The sequence below is a fragment of the Methyloparacoccus sp. NF-16 genome, assembly GCF_056880625.1.
The window spans coordinates 781,457-798,831 of the sequence record NZ_CP174130.1 but is presented as its reverse complement, the minus strand read 5'-3'; the positions used below and the strand labels follow the sequence as shown (position 1 = coordinate 798,831).

General features: G+C 61.4%; 17 protein-coding genes, 2 pseudogenes and 1 other annotated feature. Of the genes and pseudogenes, 7 read left to right on the top strand and 12 right to left on the bottom strand.

Annotation, left to right across the window (positions count from 1 at the left end):
• The first annotated feature begins 768 nt into the window (after window positions 1-768).
• The 7 genes from ACH5N8_RS03940 (at window position 769) to yjjJ (ending at window position 4,991) form a co-directional block, all read left to right on the top strand.
• Complete coding sequence (locus ACH5N8_RS03940) at window positions 769-1,146, top strand: hypothetical protein (RefSeq protein ID WP_483282588.1); 378 nt, start codon at window positions 769-771, stop codon at window positions 1,144-1,146.
• Window positions 1,136-1,531 carry a hypothetical protein gene (locus tag ACH5N8_RS03935; protein ID WP_483282587.1) on the top strand — a complete coding sequence of 132 codons (396 nt, stop codon included), beginning with the start codon at window positions 1,136-1,138 and terminating at the stop codon, window positions 1,529-1,531. The genes ACH5N8_RS03940 and ACH5N8_RS03935 overlap by 11 nt, the downstream gene beginning before the upstream one ends.
• 64 nt (window positions 1,532-1,595) lie before the next feature.
• The gene (locus tag ACH5N8_RS03930) at window positions 1,596-2,003 is read left to right on the top strand and encodes a hypothetical protein (protein ID WP_483282586.1); all 408 of its coding nucleotides are present in this window, start codon (window positions 1,596-1,598) and stop codon (window positions 2,001-2,003) included.
• A complete protein-coding gene (locus ACH5N8_RS03925) occupies window positions 2,004-2,504 on the top strand; it encodes a hypothetical protein (protein ID WP_483282585.1) in 501 nt (166 codons plus the stop codon).
• A gap of 296 nt (window positions 2,505-2,800) precedes the next feature.
• The gene (locus tag ACH5N8_RS03920) at window positions 2,801-3,133 is read left to right on the top strand and encodes a hypothetical protein (protein ID WP_483282584.1); all 333 of its coding nucleotides are present in this window, start codon (window positions 2,801-2,803) and stop codon (window positions 3,131-3,133) included.
• The gene (locus ACH5N8_RS03915; RefSeq protein ID WP_483282583.1) at window positions 3,130-3,372 is read left to right on the top strand and encodes a hypothetical protein; all 243 of its coding nucleotides are present in this window, start codon (window positions 3,130-3,132) and stop codon (window positions 3,370-3,372) included. The genes ACH5N8_RS03920 and ACH5N8_RS03915 overlap by 4 nt, the downstream gene beginning before the upstream one ends.
• Before the next feature lie 284 nt (window positions 3,373-3,656).
• Entirely contained in the window at window positions 3,657-4,991 is a 1,335-nt protein-coding gene (gene yjjJ / locus ACH5N8_RS03910; RefSeq protein ID WP_483282582.1) for a type II toxin-antitoxin system HipA family toxin YjjJ, read from the top strand.
• A gap of 42 nt (window positions 4,992-5,033) precedes the next feature.
• Here the strand turns inward: yjjJ and ACH5N8_RS03905 are convergent, their stop codons facing one another.
• The 12 genes and pseudogenes from ACH5N8_RS03905 to rlmKL form a co-directional block, all read right to left on the bottom strand.
• On the bottom strand, window positions 5,034-5,453 hold the full coding sequence (locus ACH5N8_RS03905) for a hypothetical protein (RefSeq protein WP_483282581.1): 420 nt from the start codon (window positions 5,451-5,453) through the stop codon (window positions 5,034-5,036).
• Between the two features lie 35 nt (window positions 5,454-5,488).
• Complete coding sequence (locus ACH5N8_RS03900) at window positions 5,489-6,505, bottom strand: IS481 family transposase (RefSeq protein ID WP_483282580.1); 1,017 nt, start codon at window positions 6,503-6,505, stop codon at window positions 5,489-5,491.
• A gap of 220 nt (window positions 6,506-6,725) precedes the next feature.
• A complete protein-coding gene (locus tag ACH5N8_RS03895; protein ID WP_483282579.1) occupies window positions 6,726-6,995 on the bottom strand; it encodes a hypothetical protein in 270 nt (89 codons plus the stop codon).
• 535 nt (window positions 6,996-7,530) lie between these two features.
• Window positions 7,531-8,762 (bottom strand): IS3 family transposase gene (locus ACH5N8_RS03890; protein WP_483282500.1). Its coding sequence is split into 2 segments (ribosomal slippage): window positions 7,531-8,471 and window positions 8,471-8,762, totalling 1,233 coding nucleotides; the frame shifts between segments, so codons are not numbered across the junction.
• Window positions 8,368-8,484: a sequence feature (AL1L pseudoknot), on the bottom strand. (Overlaps the previous gene by 117 nt.)
• Window positions 8,763-8,796: 34 nt before the next feature.
• A pseudogene (locus ACH5N8_RS03885) lies at window positions 8,797-9,003 on the bottom strand (DUF1153 domain-containing protein); the annotation flags it as partial.
• A 19-nt stretch (window positions 9,004-9,022) separates the two neighbouring features.
• Complete coding sequence (locus ACH5N8_RS03880; protein WP_483282578.1) at window positions 9,023-9,688, bottom strand: cytochrome b/b6 domain-containing protein; 666 nt, start codon at window positions 9,686-9,688, stop codon at window positions 9,023-9,025.
• A gap of 10 nt (window positions 9,689-9,698) precedes the next feature.
• The gene (locus tag ACH5N8_RS03875; protein WP_483282577.1) at window positions 9,699-10,187 is read right to left on the bottom strand and encodes a diheme cytochrome c; all 489 of its coding nucleotides are present in this window, start codon (window positions 10,185-10,187) and stop codon (window positions 9,699-9,701) included.
• A gap of 14 nt (window positions 10,188-10,201) precedes the next feature.
• Window positions 10,202-10,612: a DUF1924 domain-containing protein gene (locus ACH5N8_RS03870; protein ID WP_483282576.1), complete on the bottom strand. Its 411-nt coding sequence runs from the start codon at window positions 10,610-10,612 to the stop codon at window positions 10,202-10,204.
• Between the two features lie 85 nt (window positions 10,613-10,697).
• Entirely contained in the window at window positions 10,698-14,141 is a 3,444-nt protein-coding gene (locus ACH5N8_RS03865; protein WP_483282575.1) for an HAD-IC family P-type ATPase, read from the bottom strand.
• A 321-nt stretch (window positions 14,142-14,462) separates the two neighbouring features.
• Window positions 14,463-14,669: pseudogene (locus tag ACH5N8_RS03860) on the bottom strand (IS3 family transposase); the annotation flags it as partial.
• A gap of 203 nt (window positions 14,670-14,872) precedes the next feature.
• Window positions 14,873-15,169 (bottom strand): acylphosphatase, encoded by a 297-nt coding sequence (locus tag ACH5N8_RS03855; protein WP_483282574.1) that lies wholly within the window; start codon window positions 15,167-15,169, stop codon window positions 14,873-14,875.
• Window positions 15,148-17,355, bottom strand: coding sequence for a bifunctional 23S rRNA (guanine(2069)-N(7))-methyltransferase RlmK/23S rRNA (guanine(2445)-N(2))-methyltransferase RlmL (rlmKL, locus tag ACH5N8_RS03850; RefSeq protein ID WP_483282573.1), 2,208 nt, complete (start codon window positions 17,353-17,355; stop codon window positions 15,148-15,150). The genes ACH5N8_RS03855 and rlmKL overlap by 22 nt, the downstream gene beginning before the upstream one ends.
• Between the last annotated feature and the right edge of the window lie 20 nt (window positions 17,356-17,375).

The following is a 17,375-nucleotide window of genomic DNA, read 5'->3' as shown; positions in this document are numbered from 1 at the left end:
GGCACGACCCAGCAAGTTCTGCGAGGTCACGCACCGGCAGCTGATCGGTTGCGGTTATTGGCGGAAGTGCTCCAGCTACAGCCCCGGGCCGCGACCGCAACCAGTCCTGCAACTGGCCGAGGCCAGGCAATCCGACCACAGCGCCCGCTGGCGTCACCTGGATGCGCGCGACGGCGACATTTGGATTGGGACCGAGCCGGCCTGGACCTACAGTTGGGATACGGCTTCGGAAGCCGAGCTGCTGGACGACATCCGGGCATGGCTACGGCATCGTCGGCAAGAGGCGATCAGGCACGCTGAGGCGTGGAGACGGAGGGCGTCGATCAGGTCTGTATGACAGGCATGTTGGGCGGTCGGGCAATCCGGCTGCCCTTCATTCCAACCAACCCGAATATCGACCGCCCACAACCCCCGTAGAGCGCCGATAACACCCTGACCTATACAACCCCACACTGCCCAATGGCATCGCGCCGCTACGCGCATCTCATGCGGTTACTGGCGACGTGGGCTGAAATACTGCCCGAGATTCCCGCCAAAACGCCTTGGGTCCTTCCTCAAAGCGTGTGAGTGGGGTAGTGGGAACCACCTTCATTTTCCAGTCACAAAGCCTCTATAAGCCTCACCGATAGTCTGAATTGCGGTAGATTCAGCGAAGTATTATATTGTCGGCACATAATCACTATTGGTGACATGATGCGCGTAACTATCAACTTTTTGGCCGACCTTACCGGCCGGGACCGACGGACCATTCAGAGGCGATTGGCGGATATGACGCCAGCCGCTGATAACACCTTCAACAGCGCCTCGGCCTTGTTGGCCATATACTGCCCGGACGGCGGACTCGATCCAGCTCAGGAAAAGGCCGCACTCGACAAAGCCCGGCGTGGGCTGGTTGAGCTGCAACGGGCTGAGAAAGAAAAGGCCCTAATACCCGCTGAGGCAGTGTTGGGACATTGGTCCCGTCTAATTGGCAACGCCAGGTCACGACTGCTGAATCTGCCAGGGCGACTCGCTGTCGAGTGCTCGGGAAAATCCCAACATGAGATAGGCCAGCTTGCCAAAACGCTGGTGTATGAGGCATTGGCCGAACTCGCAAGTGGCCTGCCAGGTGACAGCGACGGCGAGGGATCAAGCAATGCCGCCTGACAGCGCCGCCCATCTGGATGACCTGCTGACCGCAGATAGCCCTTCATCAGAAACAATCGCATGGCTTCGCGATTCATTCCGCCGCCATCTTGATGGCGATTCCCTCCCCGTCGCTTTCGGCCCCGGATTGCGTGATGCCTATCACCGTCACCACTGGCGGCAGCATATCGACGCTGCAATATCCTTGCTCGATCAGCCGAGCGTGTCGAATCTGTCTATCGCCAAAATTCTGTCCGCCGAGTTCGACCGGCAACGCCGGACATACAGAAACCCCACCGAGCAACTGGCGCGGCACATACACTCTGCATTAGCTGCATATCCCAGTGCTGCGACGACCGCCGATGCGCTTTGGCATGAAGTTCGACGGTGTCGTAATTCAAAATAGGAACCCGGTTTTATTTTGATTCCGGGAATGGTTTCATATACCTACTGAAACCCAGTGAGGGCATATGGAACTAGATTTCGCCAAACTCGAACGGTTTGAACTACGAGCGGCAGCGGCAAAAGTTATCGTCGACAATCTCAAGGAGACCGCCGACTTTCGCGCACGCGAAGTCCACGGCGCTAGGCATGTTGCGAGGGCGACCGTTTCCAGCGCACGCCTGCCGCGTGAGCTGCTTGGTTTAGGCCCACGTGATGCTGCTGGATTTGTTGCTGAATACGAGGCCAATCCAGCGAGGATCGAGGCCGCGCTTGATAGCGTACCGGACGATCCCGTGACCCGAGCCTTGCGCGAGCTGAGAGCCGCGAAGATTTGCCACCAGTCTACGCTCGAGCAGCTGGCCGCTGCCGAATCGAAATACTACGAGATCAACGGCTTGGCCACCCGTCTGCGTGACTTCGCGAGGAATATCTGAATGGCAAACGAATTGAAACGCTTGCAGGCGATACGCACGCAGATAGCAGAGCTCAGCGGCGAGATCGCCAGCATCGAAAATGCAGCCCTGACTGCGGGCGAGATCAAGGATAAGGTTGAAGGCACCGTCGACCGCTGGCGCGGGCTCGTCGATTCCGGCTGGCTAGGTTTGAACCTGGCTCGACCCGGTCGTGAGATCGACTTCGCCATGATCGAAAGCGCTGTTGCGGGCGAACCGCGAAAGTTGGTCCCGTTGCTGGCCTGGCTCTTCGGAGACCAGCTCAAAGCCAGGTTGATCGAATCCGCAGCGCCGTTCGCTGAACACGGCGCTCTCCCAGCTGCTGGCCGTGACGACGCCATCCGCGAATTGGAGACCAAGCGCCGCGAATTGGAGATCGAAGAGGAGCGGCTGGTTGTCACCCTTGAGGGTCAGGGCGTCGACATCACGCGCCGACCCGATGCTGATCCGGCCATCGTCCTGGGCATCGACGAGGCCGCATGAAGAATCGCTTGCTGGCGAGCGTAAGCACCAGCACCGGCCGCTCCGGCGGCCTTTCCAAGTTTCGGTTGTGTTGTGGTTGTGGTTGAGAGCTTCCCGCCCTCCGGGGCGGGGTTTTTTCACAAAACACATCACCATGAGTTCGCCTCGCCTGACATCGAGGTAAACCACGCCGCTGGCTGTGTCACCCAGTGCAGCGGCAACTTTTCATATTGAGGAACCTGACTATGGCTTCACCCGCTAGACGATCCGGACCGCCCACTGGCGTTCTTTTGAACCGTGGACCGGGCTCCCTGGGCATGGACAATGACCACCTACGCAGGCTGCGCAAGGCTGCGGACCTGAAAGCATCCCGCCATGCGCAGGCCGAACCGAAGCGCCAGGCTGCTGCTGCAAAGCCTGTAAAGGCGGCAGAGCAGAAACCCAAACCCTGGCGAGTGGACCTATGGGCTGGCGACTTCATCGAGCGTGACGCCAGCGGGCGGTACTGGGGCCACTTCAATTCGCCCTTCGGCCCAATCGGCAAAAAGTACGCCAGCATCCATTCACCACATCGTGCGCAGCGGATCGAGCTTGACGCCTCTGCGGCATGGGGGTTTTGCAACGAGGCCGGCGAGTTTTTCCCCGGATGACCGCCATTTTCGATCACCGCGAGCGCGGCTTGCATCTGCTGAACCGCAGCGAGACACTGCGGCCGGCGATGACGCGGATCGCCATGGCCCACCTTGCCGAGCAGCTGGCGCTGGACGACCTGGAATACTTGGCGACCGTTTTTCAGCATGAGCTGGACGCCAGACGCGGCCGAGCCAAGTACCAGCCAACCCTGCTACATGCACCAGAGCCGGCTGATACCGAGATTGCCGAAGGCTGACCCAGTCAGGCGGCTGGAGTTGTATCTAGCCGCGGAAGCCGTGCTGACCTTCATCGCCCACTCGCCAGGGCGCACTGTTCGCGCTTCCGCTCCGGCCGTCTGGACAGCGGCTAGGATGCGCGGCTTCCACCTGCCCTTGTCGACCATCGCCCAAGCCATGCAGCTGTTGGGCCGCTGATGGCCACCGGTCCGACGAGATAGCCCGCCGCCCGGCGGGTTTTTTGTTGCCGTCCGCGCTACACTGTCCATGCATTCACCATCCTATTCATGTCTCTATTCACCTGATGGCTACGCACGCCGAGAGAGCGCGGGATGCTTTGCTTTTGCAGCCGCGTACATCTCGCTATCTATCTGAAAAACTTGGAGTTAGCCAGCCAACCGTATCAAGGGCGATGGCATCTCTTGGCAAGGAGGTCATCCGTATTGGGGCGGGGCGATCTATTCAGTACGCCGCCAGGGACCGATTCAGGGGGATCGAGGACATCCCGGTTTACCGAGTCTCTGCTGAGGGGGAAATCCGACTTCTTGGGTACCTGATCCCAGTGCATCCCAGCCCGGATGCGCTTGTCTTTGCGCAATGTGATGGTGTCACGGAGTACTTCGAGGGGCTGCCGTGGTGGCTTGATGACATGAGGCCGCAAGGTTTTTTGGGGCGAGCCTACGCGGCAAGACATGGGAGGGCTTTCGGATTTCCCGAAGATTGCCGGCATTGGTCAGGCACGCAAGTACTTCGATCACTGCTGGCGCATGGCCATGACGGGATCGGGAATTTGTTGTTGGGAGACCATGCAAGGCGCTTGTTCTTGACCATGAGTCAGCCAGAATTGGTTCATCATCGTGATTTCCCACAATTGGCGCGAGAAGCGTCCGACGGTGAAACGCCGGGATCCTCTGCTGGCGGAGAGCAACCAAAATTTACCGCATATACCCAAACTATCGACGGGCCAGGACATGCCATCGTCAAGTTCGCAGGATCAGGCAATGAAATTGCGCAGCGCTGGCGTGACCTGCTGCTGGCCGAGCATTTGGCGCTTGAGACCCTGCTAGCCTATGGCTGCCCAGCCGCACGGACATGCTTGGTTGATGAGGGAGATCAGCGCTTTTTGGTGGCAGAGCGGTTCGATCGTGTCGGGGAGCGCGGTCGAATCGCGATGATTTCACTTGAAGTGATGTATGCGCAGTTTGTAGGACAGGGTAGATCACTGTGGCCAGAGATAGCCAGGTTGCTTTATGAGGATCGCAGGATAACGAAAGACTCTGTCGCTCAAGTCCAGACCCTGTGGGCTTTTGGCTCCCTGATCGGCAATTCAGACATGCACCTTGGCAACCTGGCTTTCTTGTCTGAGCATGGGCAGCCATACCAGGTTGCACCAGCCTACGACATGACGCCGATGGCGCTTGCGCCAACTCGATCAGGGTCCGTCCCGACGAAAATTCCTCGGGCAGACCTTACCCCGAGCGTGCCAGCAACTGTATGGCGGCACGCCAGGCAAATGGCCCTGTGCTTCATGGGCAGACTGCGCACAGATGAACGCTTTAGTTCAGGCTTTTCCGACTGTATCGAGGCGATTCAGGATCACATTGATGATGCCGGGGGGATGATCGACCGGCAGGAGTGATCCTGATGGCCATGGCAGTTGCAAAAAGCGATTGAGAAAATCCTACAGCATTCCCCAACTGGACGGTATTCCCTGTTCTTCCAGAAACTTGGGACCGTTCATTGCAACAGTCTGCGCAAGCTCAAGGGTATCAATGCCGAGCAGCTTGGCGATTCCGTAAATATCCCACAGCGGACGACCATCGACGGGATCGGCTAGCCGAGCTGGCGGCAGATACCCGCGCGTAATCAGCCGGAACACCGCAAAATCGTCAATCACAATACCGGCTGTTGCTGGAGTATCTGTAACCGCCTGTGATTCCTCCCGCTGTTCCTTCAACTTGGCTTGCACATCCCGTGATGGCGGCATATCGGCACCAAGCTGTTTTGCCCGACGCTCCCGCGCCCAAAAGGCCGATTGGCATCGGTCAGTGCAAAACCTGGGACGATGTGTCGGCTTCTCGCAATTGGCGCAGGTATTCACGATCAGTATCACGGCGATGGAAGAATGACGATATTCTAGGTCATCACGGGTTTTGACGCAGTACTGACAAGCCTTGCAGGGCCGCCGTAGATGTCGAGTCCCGTGAGCTGATAAACCTTTTTTCGAAAGAGATGAGGGTGTGAAGACTGCCATTCTTTCATGCTCTGCACCGGTGATCGATGGTTCAAGGCTTTTTGCGGGATGTGGTGGTTGTAAAGGTGCGTGTATCGATGCAATGTGGCTTCGAGGTCCTCTGTGGATTCGAAATGGTGGGTTTGCAGTACCTCGGCAATCCTGCCATTGAAGCGCTCGACCATGCCGTTGGTTTGGGGGTGGCGTGGCGGTATCAGGCGATGCTCGATGTCCTGTTCGGCGCAGGCGCGATCAAAGGTGTGCTCCCCTGAGGGGCCCTGTTCGCGGCGCAGACAGCGATCGGTGAATTCGGAGCCATTGTCGGTCAGGCATTTCTGAATACGGAAGGGTGCGGCCTGAATCAAGGCTTTCAAGAAGGCTTTGGCTGACAGTGCGGTGCGGTCTTTCTTCACCGCAATGAAGACCCAGCGCGTCGCCCGATCAATGGCAACGAAGAGATAGCGTCGAGGGTCACCCTCAATGGCCGGCAGGTATTTGACATCGATGTGCACAAAGCCCGGTTCGTAGGCCTTGAACGGTTTTACGACAGGTCGCGATGCCCGGGGTTGCAGGGCCTTCAGGTTGGACACACCATGACGACGTAAACACCGGTCCAGGCCGGAGCGGGACACCGCTGGATTGAGGAACTCTCGCGTCACTGTCAACAAATCATCCAGAGGCAACTGCAAGGCGGTTCTCAGATACACCACAATGCTTTCCTGGGCCAGTGTCAAAGTGGTTTGCAGCTGGTGAGGACGGTGCGATGCGTCCGCCACGTCGTCACGTTTCCTCCACTTGCGGATGGTCGAGCGGGTGGTGTTGTAAAGGCGGGCCAGCGCCCGTTCACTCAGAGAGGAAGATTGAATCTCCCGACGAATCGCAGGTGTCGTACGAGCCTGCTGATGAAGACGGATGTTCATGCGGTTTTCCCCTGTACGTCACAACCAAACACCTCCCGAAGAATGCTTCGAGCCTCAAACAAAGCATAACTCCTTAAAGGAATATAATCTCGCGGGACGCAACACGTAGAGCGCCGTTACGCATTATCTGGCAGGTTAGGGAAGGCTGCCATGCAATCGCGCCATAGCGCGGGACCTGTGCGGTATCTGTGGCGTATCAGGAGCATCTGCATGAATATCCTCAAGCATGACGAATGTATTCGTTGATGTTCTTCTTACTCATTCCAACAGCGGCAGCTGTGGCGGCAGCAAAGCCTTTTTCATTTTCTGGCGGCTGCTTGTACCCAACAATTCGGGTGGCACCTTGAGGTCCACCCGATTCCTGCTCACGCAGAGACTCCCACAAAATCTGCCGTTTCTTGGCAGTGAGTTCCGCTCGGGCATGTGGCAAAGCTATAGATGTGCAAATTTGCACATCTACCCGCTGACGCCTGCTGGTGGCAAAGTGCAAATTTGCACTTTGGCAACTGAGGCGGCAGCCGAGAAAGCCGGTGTCGGAACGCGCACTATGGAGCGCGCTATGGACGTCGACCGCAGAGGTGCGCCAGAGCTTGTTGAGGCAGTATCGGCTGGTACCAGTACATGCTCAGCTTGGACATAAAAAGGACCCCGGGGTCCTTTTCCAGGGCGGATTCAGAGTTCTAGCCGAAGTCACTCAAACACGCGACGAAGATATTCGACAAGCGTTACAGGAGGCACACCAGCCTTGCCACGCACATGCAGGGCAAGCGCGTGATGGAAATCGTGACACTATCACATGATCGGTTATCCACCATCCGCGTGCGCAACCCTGTGGACAACCAGCGCATGACCAGCTGGCGGGCGCACCCGGCAGGGCTTGGGGCGCGTTGGACAGATTTTGGTCAGCAACGGGCCAGGTTCCCCCTGTTCTGGCCGGGGGAACCACCAGGGAACCTCTGGAACCCGCGCGGTACAAGGTGGTTCCCCGGGTTGAACGGCCCCGGGTATCGAGGAGGCCAGTTGGTTTAAGTTGAGGCCGATGTGGCGGCCTCACTGGCGAGTTGCCGCCAGTAGTTTGCCTCAGCTTCTGCCGGAGGGATGCCCCCAATCGGCTTGAGCAGTCGGATGTGGTTGAACCAATGCAGCCATTGCAGGGTGGCCAGTTCCACGGATTCCCTGGTTTTCCAGGGGCCCCGGCGGTGAATCCATTCGGCTTTGTACAGCCCGTTGATGGTCTCGGCCAGCGCGTTGTCGTAGGAGTCGCCCTTGCTCCCGACCGAGGGTCGGATGCCGGCTTCGGACAGGCGTTCCGTGTACCGAATGGACAGGTATTGCGACCCCCTGTCCGAATGGTGCACCAGGGCATTGGCAGCGGGCTGACGCTCGTACAGGGCCTGCTCCAGCGCATCAAGCACGAAGTCCGTCTGCATGGTGCGGCTGACGCGCCAGCCCACGATGCGCCGGGCAAACACGTCGACGACGAAGGCCACGTACAGCCAGCCCTGCCACGTGCTGACGTAGGTGAAGTCCGACACCCACAGTTGATTGGGACGCTCGGCCTTGAACACCCGATTGACCCGGTCCAGCGGGCACGGCGCTGCTGCATCTGGCGTGGTCGTGCGAACGCTCTTGCCTCGACGCGCGCCCTGCAGCCCCAGGCGCCTCATCAGCCGCTCGACCGTGCAACGCGCCACCCGGATGCCTTCGCGGTTCATCTGCAGCCAGACCTTGTCGGCACCGTAGACCTGCCAGTTGGCGTGCCACACGCGCTGGATGTCAGCCGCAAGGGCCTGGTCACGCTGGGCGCGGGCGCTGCGCAGTTCAGGCCGGCGCCGGCGGGCCGCGTGGCGCCAATAACACGACGGGGCCATCTGCAACACCTGGCAGATGGACTCGACCCCGAACATGTTGCGGTGCTGGTCGATGAAGCGCTTCAGCTCTTCAAACGGCGGTCGAGCTCCGCCTGGGCGAAAAACGCGCTGGCGGCCTTGAGGATGTCGTTGGCGCGGCGCAGCTCCTTGTTCTCACGCTCCAGTTGCTTGAGGCGTTCGCGCTCGCTGCTGCTCAGGCCATCACGCTGGCCGGCATCGACTTCCTCGCGCTTGACCCAGTCCAGCAGCGTCTGCGGCACGCAGCCAATCTTGGGCGCAATCGATTCCACGGCTGCCCACAGCGACGGGTAGTCGCCCCGGTGCTCTTGCACCATGCGCACAGCGCGCTCGCGCACCTCGGGTGAGAACTTTGTTGACTTGTTCATGGCTCCATCTTCTCAAGTGTTGGAGCCTCCTCAAAACCCGGGGCCGTTCACGGAGATCCAATGGCTTTGTCCGAAGGGCGTTTTCCATGCCGCTTCGAGCATCCTCCATCCAGCCCTCGATCTCTGAGGGAGTGAGATCGTAGGCCCGACTCGCTTCAGCAACGGTCGTTTTGCCCTGAAAGATTTCCATGACCAAGGCGCTCTTGCGGCGACTGGTCCAACGTTTGATGTCTTCGTCCATTACGGTGCTCATAGGTGCCTCAATAAAGATTAACACCTGAGCAGGAATTCACTGGGTCAGTACAATTCTCCGGCTGACTGAATGACCAGAACCAGAAGCCCGTGAGGCAGGCCAGCAGGATCAGCGCCACCAGCGGCCGGTTGCCGTCGATGGCTTGCCGGGGGTAGCCCTTTTTCCTGCCGCTCACCATGGCCCGGATCAGCCTCTGCCCGCTCAAACGGCTGGTCACGATCACGCCGACTATGTGCAAGGCCACGATGGCCAACATGAGCGAGGCGGCAGCTTCATGAATTTCCCCCAGCCAGTCGCCGCCCATGTCCTCGAAGGTCAACCAACCGCTGATACCGGTGACGATTCCCAGCAGGAGCAAATCCTGAACGGCCAGCGCGCCGATGGGATTATGACCCGGTTCGTCCTCTACACGCCCCCTCAACAAGCCCTGAACATGGCGTTTGATGCCCGCGAAATCCGGCCAGAAGCTGCTGAAGCGGGCGTATCGCGTACCGGCCAATCCCCAGACCAGGCGAAACAGGATCAGCCCCACCAGGGTGTAACCCGCCACGACGTGGACCTTGGCCCATCGCTCGCTCTCCCCGCTCAGATAGGCCAGCAGAAAACTCCCGGCCAGCGTCCAGTGGAAGATTCGGGTAGGCAAATCCCAGACCAGAATGGATGTCTTTTTCATCGGGTTGACCTCACCGCGGCATGCGCACGTTGTGTTCGGAAAATTTCCCCTGCTCGGCGCCATCATGGCAAGCGCCGCAGTTGCCGGGGGTTCCGACCGACTTCGATTTCCAGATGGCATCCGGCACCTCATCGTGCTCGTGACGAAACCAGGGTGTCTCCGTCACCCGCAACAGCGGTCTTCCGCCGTCGTCCCGCGTCGGTTTGTGACGGGCATGGCCAACCAGATAATCCTCGATGGCTTTCGCCGTCGCCGGCTGATCCAGGCTGGCATCCGTGCCGAAGTGCTGGTCGAGCCCCCGCATGAGGGTTTTCCAGGAGTCCTCCGACAACAGACGGGCCGGATACGGCGCGTGACAACTCCCGCACTCCTGCAGATACACCGGATCGGGCGGACTCCTTTTCGATTCACCGCCACCGCTGGCCTGAACACAGCTTGCGCTCGCTCCGATCATCAATCCCATCAGGCCGAGCATCGGATAGTTGGTTTTCCGTTTCATGCGGTGTCTCCCGCTCACTTGCCAACGCTCAGCAAATAGGTCAGCACATCGCCCCTTTCCTCGGGGGTGCATGCCCGCTTGAGTACATCCAGGCAATTGCGCTTGAACCATTTCTCGACCTTGGCCACATTGCGAAAACGCTCGGGATTGGCCGCCGGCGCCAGGGGCTGAATGCTTTTCCGCGTGACCGCATGGGTCCCGGTGGCCGCCGGATTGTCGGTATGACAACTGGAGCAACTCCAATCCTGGCCGTGCGGCGTCACAAAAAATTGCTGTCCCCGCTGGCCATCGAATCCGGTGAAGGCAGGATCAGCCTGGCGGGCTTCAAGACGGTAGCGGTCGAGAAAATCCCGGGGCTCTTCCGCCAGGGACGGCAGGGATATCGCCAGAACGCAGAGAACTGGCAGGGATTGCTTGATCATCATGCTCCTCCGTGGGAATGGTAAGAGCAAGCATGAACGGTGAAGATTAAGCCAACATTATGGGCAACGGTGATTGTCGCGACGAAGCTCAGTCGATCATTTCATGCCGGAAGGATGCCGGGTCATCGAGTGGCTCTACATGGGTAACGATCAGGAGATTGGGCAACTTCCGGGCAATGGCCGCCTCGATCTCGTCCAGCAGTTGATGGGCATCCTGGATGGTCATGTCGCCGGGCACCAGAACGTGGAACGTGACAAAGCGATGGCTGCCGGCGATTCGAGCGCGAAGATCATGGAAATCATAGCCGCGCTGTCGATAGGGCTTGAGAATGTCCTCGATGATTTGCCGATCCTCCTCCGGCAGGGCGCTGCCCATCAGGCCGGAGAGCGACCGCGAGATCAGCCGGATCCCCGCGAAGACAATATTGAGCGCGGCCAGGATGGCAATGGCCGAATCGAGCCACAGCCAGTCGGTCAGGGCGACACCGCCAAGCCCCAGCAGGATCGCGACGGTCGTCCAGACATCGGTCATCAAGTGATGGCCATCCGCTTCCAGAATGATGGAACGGTGTTGCCGACCGGCCCTCAGCAGGGCTCGGGCCATCAGCAGATTGAGCGCGGATGCCACGATCGCAACGCCCATGCCCCAATCCAGCGAGGTGAGCGGATGGGGATCAAAGAGTCGCTCGACCGCGGAATAGATGATGCCGGCGGCCGCCAGCAGGATCATCGCGCCCTCGAAGCCGCTGGAAAAATATTCGGCCGTGCCGTGACCGAAGGGATGCTTGCGATCCGCCGGCTGTGAGGCCACCTTGAGGGTAAACAGAGCGAAACAGGCCGCCACCAGATTGACCAGCGATTCGGCGGCATCCGACAGTAAGGCCACCGATCCGGTCATGAGGTAGGCGCCAGCCTTCAAGGCAATGGTGACCAATGCCGTGATGACCGACCAGACCGCGTAGCGCATCAGGTTGGGCGCCGGTGCCGCAACCGGCTCATCGACGTCCATGGATACGGCAAGATTGGCCTGAGCCAGCTCCTGCCCTCGTTTGCGGGCGGCTTCCCGCAGCCTCAACACAACCCGCATGATGCCGACGGGAACCGACACGCAGAGCATGCCGCCCGCCATGGCGATCAGCCAGTCGTCCCAATGCAAGGGTTCCATGCTGAGGGCCCGCGATATCTGGCCCACCTGAACCAGCAGCAGCGAAGATCCCAGGGTCAGGAGCACGATCATGCCGGCGGCGACCGTCCGCAAGCGCGACAGAACGGCGGTTGCCGAGGCGCTGGCACAGGTCAGGACCACCATGGCCATCGCCCGGGCATGGGCCAGATTTTCGTCGGGGTAGAGGCTGCGATCGAAGGTCCAGAGCAGCAGCAGCGTCAGCAAGGCGCCGACGGCGCCGATCAGCAGCCAATCGCCGCGCGAGAAGAATCGCGCGGCCTCGCGTTTCTCCAAGGCTCGAAGCGGACCCTGACCGGCGCGCGCCTGGAAGGCCAGCAAGGCGGTGGGATGGATGATCATCTCGTACCAGACGATATGGATCGGCAGGTAAAGAATCGGGTATCCGGCCAGGGGCACGAAAGCGGCGGTGACCACCAGCGGGATGTGCAGCATCAGGATGTACAGAAAGCTGAGCTGCAGGTTGAGAAACAATTGCCTGCCCTCGGCGATGGCGCGAACGATGGTGCTGAAATTGTCGTTCAACAGAACGATCGAGGCGATTTCACGCGCGCTGCGGGTGCCTCGCTCGCCCATGGCGATGCCGATGTCCGCCGCTTGCAGGGCGGGAACATCGTTGACGCCATCCCCGGTGACGGCCACGATCTCGCCAGCGTTCCGCAAGGCCCTGACGAGATCGAGCTTCTGGGCCGGGAGCGCCCTGGCCACGACGCGAATATCGGCCAGGTCGCGCAGGGTTCCGGCATCCTCCAGACTCTCGCCGAGAATGACGCCATCGGTCGAACTGTCGATCAGGCCGATGTCCCGCGCGACACTGGCGGCGGTGGCCGGATGGTCGCCGGTCAGCATGATGACGCGAATCCCGGCGTCACGGCATTCCCGCACGGCCTCGCGAACGCCATGCCGAATGCGATCCTCGCAGGCCAGCAAGCCCGCGAAGACCGCGTTGCGATCGGGTTCCCCGCCGACCCAGTCGGCGCCGAGATGCCAGTGAACGCAAGCCAGGACCTTGTGTCCTTGAGCCGCGAACCGGCGCACCTGTTCCAGCCAGAATTCGCGCTCGGTCGGATCAAGACTGGAAATCTCCAGCAAGGCTTCCGGAGCCCCCTTGCTGACCGCACGCAGACCCTCAGGGGTCCTGATGACGGTCGTCTCCCGCCGGCGGCCCTCGGTGTAGGGGTAATTCGCCACTACACCCTCGCGGGATGAGCCCTGGCGCTCGATGATGGCCTGATCCACGGGATCACCGGATTCGGCCCGCGAGGCCAGTGCGGCGAATTCGAGCAGATCCTCCTCGGTCACGTTACTGGCGGGCAGCAGGTGTTCAAGCCGCAAGCGGCCTTCGGTGATCGTGCCGGTCTTGTCCGAGCAGACACAGGTCACCCGGCCTATGTTTTCCACGGAGACGCCGCGTCTCACCAGGGCCTTGCTGCGGGCCAGCCGATACACGCCCACGCCCAGAAACACGGAGAAGACCACCGGGAACTCTTCCGGCAGCGCCGCCACGGCCAGGGTGGCTGCGCTGACCAGCGCGTCGAGCCAGTCATGCCCCTGCCGGAGTCTCACCGCGGCCAGAATCAGGCAGAGAATGGCAGCGGCCACCATCAGGAACTTCACCAGGCTGCCGATGGCGACTTGCAGCGGTGTCTGCTCGACCGTCCGCGCGCTGGCGGCCTGCGCGATCTGGCCGTAGAGGGTTTCCCTGCCCGTGAAAATCACCTGCATGTCGGCCGTGCCGGTCAGCAGGCGGGTTCCGGCGAATCCCCATTGGTCGCCCTCAAGCCAGATGGAGTCGGCTCGATCATCGGAACTGACGAGGGGCATCGCGTCATGACGCTTGGCTACCGGCAGCGACTCACCGGTAAGGGAGGATTCATCGACCTGGATATCCAGCCCCTCGACGATGCGGCCGTCGGCGGGAAAGGACTCGCCGGCCTTGATGCGCACCCGGTCCCCCGGAACCAGCTCGGCGGCTGGAATGGCGCAGAGCCGGCCGTCGCGCATGACCACGGCCGTGTCGGCCAGTTGCCGACTCAAGCCTTCGGTGGAAGCCTGCGTTCGCCGATGCAGAAAGGCATCCATGCCGATGAGCGGCAGGATGGCAACCAGGAGGGTGAGTGACTCGGTGTAGCTGCCCAGCAGCCCATAGACCGCGCCGGTCACGACCAGGAAACCTATCATGGGATCCTTGAGCGTATCCCGAGCCACGGCCATCCAGGGGTTGGCGACCGCCTCGATGATGTCGTTCCGGCCAGAGCGGGCACGTTGCTGGTGGACCTGCAGACTGGTCAGGCAGGTAGCCTCTGGCGACAAGGCTTGCCAGCGGGCGCGGGGGATATCTCGACGCATTGATCGATTGCCTCAGGTAAGCCGCAGCGGGACCCGAGTTAAAGATTTGGTGTTCTTACCCTGCAACTTGGGTGGATGTATTCGATTGGAATGGCGATTCGATGAGGTTCTCACCACTGCTTGATTCTCCGCAGCACATTTCCTCCGACCGCTTGTAGTAATTATTGAGTGGGCTATCAGGATGCGCATGATGCGCTGATTTCAGGAGCGTGTGAATAGATCGCGTTGCTCTTCCCAACATCCCACCGCCGCCAGTCTGAACCGCCCCGGGTTTTGAGGAGGCGCGCTGATCTTGCAACCTTTTTTTGGACACCAACTTCATTAAGCGGCCATAGGGTTCTCAAAGTCCCAGGGTGACTGATAGTTGAGGGTTGAATGGCGGCGTTTTGGGTTGTAGTAGGTTTCGATGTACTCAAAGACATCGGCTTTGGCCGCTGCCCGGGTCGGGTAACGCGCCCCCTGTATCTGTTCCACCTTCAGCGTATGGAAGAAGCTTTCCATGGCGGCATGTCGTAACAGTCGCCCTGATCATTTCACGGCTGATCGTACTCGGGGACCTCTTCAACGCCCTGGACATCGCTCGGAGACTGGAACCCTCACGGTCCATCCGCATCACCGTTGCCCGTTCTTCAGGCTTCAATTGTTCGTACTGTTTTCCCATCGCAACACCCTACACGGTCAGGGTGTTGCTCTTGGTTTTTGAGCGCGCCCCTTCTTACCCTGCTCATGACTCACCCATCCCGCTCGACGCGGAAACGGGTGAAAGCGCCGGCGGGTGGCTCCTCGGTCACTTCACAGCTTGCGACCCGGGCCAGGGGCGGCCCCTGACGACACCAGGCCTTGAGTTCCAGCAAGGCATCTGCCGGGCCCTCGGCAACCAGTTCCACCCGACCGTCGGCGAGATTCCTGACCCAGCCGACCAGGCCCAGGCGTTCGGCCACCTCCCGGGTCGCCGCGCGAAAAAACACGCCCTGCACCCGGCCAGCCACGACGAGGCGCAGCCGCTTCATGCCGGCCCGATCAGCCATGCCGCATGTATCCTCGGATTGCGCTCGAAATCCCGCGGCAAGGTCTCGCGGCTGATGTCCTCGACCCGGCAATCGGCAAGCGACGCCCGATCGAGCCGGAACTTGCGGTGATTGTTGGAAAACAGCAGCTGCCCGCCTGGCGCCAGCAGCGCCAGGCATTGGCGGATGAGGCCGACATGGTCGCGCTGGATGTCCAGCGTGCCCGCCATCCGCTTGGAGGTGGAGAAGGTCGGTGGATCAAGGAAGATGACATCGTGACGCTGACGGGTCGCAACGGCCTCGGCGAGCCAGGCCAGGCAATCCGCCTGGATGAACGCATGCCGGGCATCCTGCAGGCCATTGAGAGCCAGATTGCGGGCGGCCCAGTCGAGATAGGTGCGCGACAGGTCGACGGTGGTGGTCGCCGCCGCCCCGCCGCTGGCGGCATAGACGGTCGCGGTGCCGGTGTAGGCGAACAGGTTGAGGAACCGCTTGCCCCGCACCTGCTCACGGATGAGGCTGCGGGTCAGGCGATGATCGAGAAACAGCCCGGTGTCCAGATAATCCTCGAGGTTGACCCGGAACTTCAGACCGCCCTCCTCGACGATGCGGAACTGTTCCGACTGGGCCTGTTTCTCGTACTGGGCCGTGCCCTTCTGCCGGCGGCGGACCTTGAGCACCAGTTGCTCGGGCGCTATCGCCAGCACGGCGGGAATGACGGCTAGCGCCTCGATCAGCCGGGTTTCCGCCTTGACCGGGTCGATGCTTGCCGGAGCCTCGTACTCCTGCGCATGCACCCAGAGCGTGCCCTCGCTCGGATAGAGATCGATGGCAATGGCATATTCCGGCAGGTCGGCGTCGTAGAGCCGGTAACAGGCGACGCCCTGCTGCCGGGCCCAGCGCCCCAGCGTGCGCAGGTTCTTGCGCAGCCGGTTGGCAAGCATGCCGGCACCGCCGCTGTCAACCGCCACCGCGCGCGCCCGGCGCAGCAGGCGTCGGCGCTCGCGCTCGGCCTCGGTGGGCGGCTCGCCCTCGTGGGGCGTGAAGAAACGTGCCTCGGCCACCTCGAAATTGAACAGCTTGCAGGGCAAGGCACCGTTGTAGAGCGCATACTGCCGCGTGGCGCGCAGCCCCAGCTTGAAGGCCAGTTCCGGATTGCCGGTGAACACGCTGGCATGCCAGCCCGGAAAATGGTCGCGCAGCGTGGCGCCCAGTTCCCGGTAGAGCGGCGCTAGGCTCGCCTCGTCGCCCAGCCGTTCGCCATAGGGCGGATTGACCGCCAGGAGACCGTGCGCCAGCCGCGGCCGGGCCTCGCTGAGCGGCTTGCGTTCGATATGGACATGCCCGCGCAGGCCGGCCCGCTCCAGATTGCCGAGTGCCGCATGAACGGCGTGGCGGTCGGCATCGTGGCCGACGATGGGCGGCAGCCCGGCCAGTCCCGCCGCGGCGCGTGCCTCCGCCTCCGCGACCGCCGCCAGCCACCGGGATGCGTCGTGCCCGCGCCAGCCGAGAAAGCCGAACCAGGGCCGATGCAGTCCCGGCGCCACGTCGGCCGCCATCAACGCCGCCTCGATCGGCAGGGTGCCGGAGCCGCACATCGGGTCCAGGAACTGGCCGCCGGCCGCGGCGACGGCAGGCCAACCGGCCCGGAGCAGAATGGCCGCGGCGAGATTCTCCTTCAGTGGCGCCTTGCCGCCCTCGGTGCGGTAACCGCGCCTGTGCAGGCTGTCGCCGGAAAGATCAATGCTGACGGTCGCCTGGTCACGGTCCAGGTAGACATTCACGCGCACATCCGGCCGCGCCAGGTCGATGGACGGCCGGGTGCCGTGACGGCGGCGGCACTGGTCGACGATGGCGTCCTTGACCTTCTGCGCCCCATACAGGGTGTGGGTGATACGGGAACGGCTGGCGGCGAAATCCACCGCCAGGGTCGCTTCCGGCTCCAGGTGGAGATCCCAGTCGATGGCATCGACACCGGCATAGAGGGCGGCTTCCGTCGCGGCAGGGAAACGTGCGAGCGGCATGAGAACGCGGTTGGACAGCCGCGACCACAGACAGACCCGGTAGGCTGCGGCCAGATCACCGTCGAAGGCGACGCCGGCGCGGGCCTCGCTCACGCCGGCAAGGCCGAGATCGCGCAGTTCCTGGGCCAGCAACAGTTCAATGCCCAGCGGGGCGGTGGCGAAGAAGCGGGTGGCGGATGTCATGATGGCTTGTTGACTGGCGG